Origin of the sequence: Streptomyces sp. NPDC058289, assembly GCF_042880975.1 — a bacterium.
Lineage (GTDB): Bacteria > Actinomycetota > Actinomycetes > Streptomycetales > Streptomycetaceae > Streptomyces > Streptomyces stoeckheimensis.
Genome location: NZ_JBHVYI010000194.1, coordinates 1 through 2981, shown reverse-complemented (window position 1 = coordinate 2981; position 2981 = coordinate 1). Strand labels below are relative to the sequence as shown.

The window sequence follows — 2981 nt, the reverse complement described above, 5'->3', positions numbered from 1 at the left end:
ATGCGGCGACAAGCTCACAGCCATACCCGGAACCCCTGGGCTTCCCCGATCCTACGAATGACCAGATGCGGCCCGCTTGAAAGGTAGGACAAGCTCAGGAAGAATCCCGCACGATCAGTTCCGTCGGCAGGACCCTGCGCGGCTCCTCGTCCTTCCCCTCCGGCGACGCGGAACCGGCTCCGGACCCTTCCGCGATCTTCTGGAGCAGCAGCCGGGTCATCGTGCGGCCCATCTCCTCGATCGGCTGGCGCACGCTCGTCAGGGGCGGATCCATCAGGCGGGCCACCGCGGAGTCGTCGACCCCCACGAGGGCCACGTCCTCGGGGATCCGTCGTCCGGCCTCCCGCAGTACCCCGCGCGCGCCGGCCGCCATCACGTCGGAGGCGGCGAAGACGGCGTCCAGGCCTGGGGCGCGCTCCAGGAGCTCGCGCATCGCCAGCCGGCCGCCCTCCTCGGTGAAGTCCGCGGTCGCCACGAGCGACTCGTCGGGCCCGAACCCGGCCTCGGCGAGACCCGCCCGGTAGCCGCCCAGACGCGCGCGGGCCACGTACATGTCCAGCGGCCCGCTGATGGTCGCGATCCTGCTCCGGCCCCGCCCCACGAGGTGGGCGACGGCCGCCCGTCCCGCGCCGATGTTGTCGGAGTCCACGTAGTCGACCGGCTCGGCCTCGGAGCGCCGCCCGTTCATGACGACCGGCAGCCCGAGCTTCACGATCCGGTCGGGCAGCGGGTCGTCGCCGTGGACGGATGCCAGCAGTACGCCGTCGACCCGCTGGGCGGCCAGGTAGTCCTCGAACCGCCGGCGCTCGGCCTCGGTGCGGACCAGGGTGAGCAGCAGCTGCTTGTCGGCTTCGGCCAGTTCGGCACTGACCCCGCGGATCAGGTCGAGGAAGTACGGCTCCGAGAAGACCCTGGCCTCGGTCTCCGGGATGACGAGGGCCACCGCGTCGGTCCGGCTCCCGGCCAGCGCCCTGGCCGCCTGATTGGGTACGTACCCCAGCTCGGCCACGGCGCGGGCGACGGCGTCCTTGGCCTGCTCGCTCACCCGCGGCGAGCCGTTGATGACCCGGGAGACCGTGCCCCGGCCGACTCCGGCCAGGGCCGCGACCTCTTCCAGGGTGGGCCTGCCGTTCTGCCGTCCGCTCACGACTTTCGAACTCCCCTCGTGCGCCGTCGCGCTCCGCGCCGGGCGCCGGCCCGGTCAGCTGAGCAGGTACTTTAGGTAAATCGGACAAGACAGTGGGCCCCACCTCGTCGCTCCGGCACACGGTACGCCGACGGAGATGTGGGAGCGCTCCCACACTAGCCTCGATTCCCTCACTCCGCCACGGTCTCGTTCACTATCCGACGGCGCGACCGGAAATGGGACCCCGAGGTGCGGCTAGAGCCCATCTCGATTGAATTCGCGTTCATGTCTTGACACCCACCCCTGCTAGGCAGCAACCTTCCGGCAACGACGTGGGAGCGCTCCCATTCAGGGGTGCGACAACGGCCTTCATATCGGGTCCGGGCGGGCCCCTCGCCGAGCCGCGAACACCCCGCCGGACCCCTGGCGCACAACGAGCACCACCTTGGACGAGGAGAGTTCATGCGCACTTCCAGCAGCAGACGCGGACGCCGCACCGCGATCAACGCAATCGCCGCAGCCGTCGCCGTCGTGACCGGCGCGGCCCTGCTCACCGGTTGCGGCGACGACAGCCCCGCCGGAGATGACGGCGCGGCCGCCAAGGAGCAGATCACGCTGCGGATCGGCACCTTCGGTTCCTTCGGCTACGACGACGCCACCGGGGCCAAGCTCTACGCCGAGTACACGAAGGCGCACCCGAACATCAAGATCGAAGAGTCGAACGTCGCCGACGGCCAGAAGTACTGGGACACGCTCAAGCTGCGCCTCTCCCGCGACAGCGGTCTCGCGGACATCCAGGCCCTGGAGGTCGGATACATCGCGGAGGCGACCGGTTCCGCCATGGCGGACAAGTGGACCGACCTCGGCAAGACGGGCGGCGCGGACCTCGGCGCGTTCCTCGACTGGAAGGTCAAGCAGGCCACCACGGCCGACGGCAAGGTCATAGGCCTCGGCACGGACATCGGCCCGATGGCCATCTGCTACAACAAGGACCTCTTCGCCAAGGCCGGCCTGCCGACCGATCGCACCGAGGTCGCCAAGCTGTGGGCGGGCGACTGGGCGAAGTTCATCGCCACCGGCGAGACGTACAAGAAGAGCGCCCCGGAGGGGACCGCTTTCCACGACTCCGCGAGCGGTCTGTTCAACGCGGTGATCTCCAGCGAGCCGGTGCAGTACGCGAACACCAAGGGCGAGCTGGACTACGAGAACAGTCCGGGTGTGAAGAAGGCGTGGGACACCGCCGTGGCGGCGGCGAAGGGCGAACTGACAGGGAAACTCCGCCAGTTCGACGAGAAGGGCACCTGGAACGCGGCCTTCAAGAACGCGAAGTTCGCCACCGTCGCCTGCCCGAGCTGGATGACGGGCATCATCAAGGAGCAGGCGGGCCCGGAGAACCAGGGCAAGTGGGACATCGCCGCGCCGCCCGTGGCCGGCAACTGGGGCGGTTCGTTCCTCGCCGTGCCGAAGTCGGGCAAGCATGCCAAGGAGGCCGCCGAGCTCGCCGCCTGGCTCACCGCGCCGGCGCAGCACGCCAAGGTCTTCGGAGTGAACGGCAACATCCCCTCCACCAAGGACACGCTCACCTCCGCGACGGTCCAGGACGCCAAGTTGCCGTACTTCGGTGAGACTCCGGTCGGCAAGATCTACTCGGAGGCCGCGGCCGGCATCACGCCCGCCCCGATCAGCCGCTGGGACGGCCAGGTGAAGACCTTCCTCACCGACAACGGCATCCTCGACATCGAGCAGCGCGGCACCGACCCGGCCAAGGCCTGGGAGAACGTCAAGAAGCTGGTCGACGACAAGATCGACAAGTAACGGGGGCAGTGTGACGGCCCGCCGCCACCCGCTACCTCCC

General features: G+C 69.3%; 2 protein-coding genes. One reads left to right on the top strand and one right to left on the bottom strand.

The window, feature by feature from the left end:
- Positions 1 to 94: 94 nt before the first annotated feature.
- Positions 95 to 1147: a LacI family DNA-binding transcriptional regulator gene (locus ACFVX6_RS40700; protein WP_389699624.1), complete on the bottom strand. Its 1053-nt coding sequence runs from the start codon at positions 1145 to 1147 to the stop codon at positions 95 to 97.
- A gap of 441 nt (positions 1148 to 1588) precedes the next feature.
- On the opposite strand from ACFVX6_RS40700, the gene ACFVX6_RS40695 reads away from it, so the two are divergent.
- Entirely contained in the window at positions 1589 to 2941 is a 1353-nt protein-coding gene (locus ACFVX6_RS40695) for an ABC transporter substrate-binding protein (RefSeq protein WP_389699623.1), read from the top strand.
- Positions 2942 to 2981 lie beyond the last annotated feature (40 nt).

Bases quoted from the DNA above. Each gene is read 5' to 3' on its own strand.
- ACFVX6_RS40695 (WP_389699623.1), top strand. From the start codon at position 1,589: ATGCGCACTTCCAGCAGCAGACGCGGACGCCGCACCGCGATCAACGCA.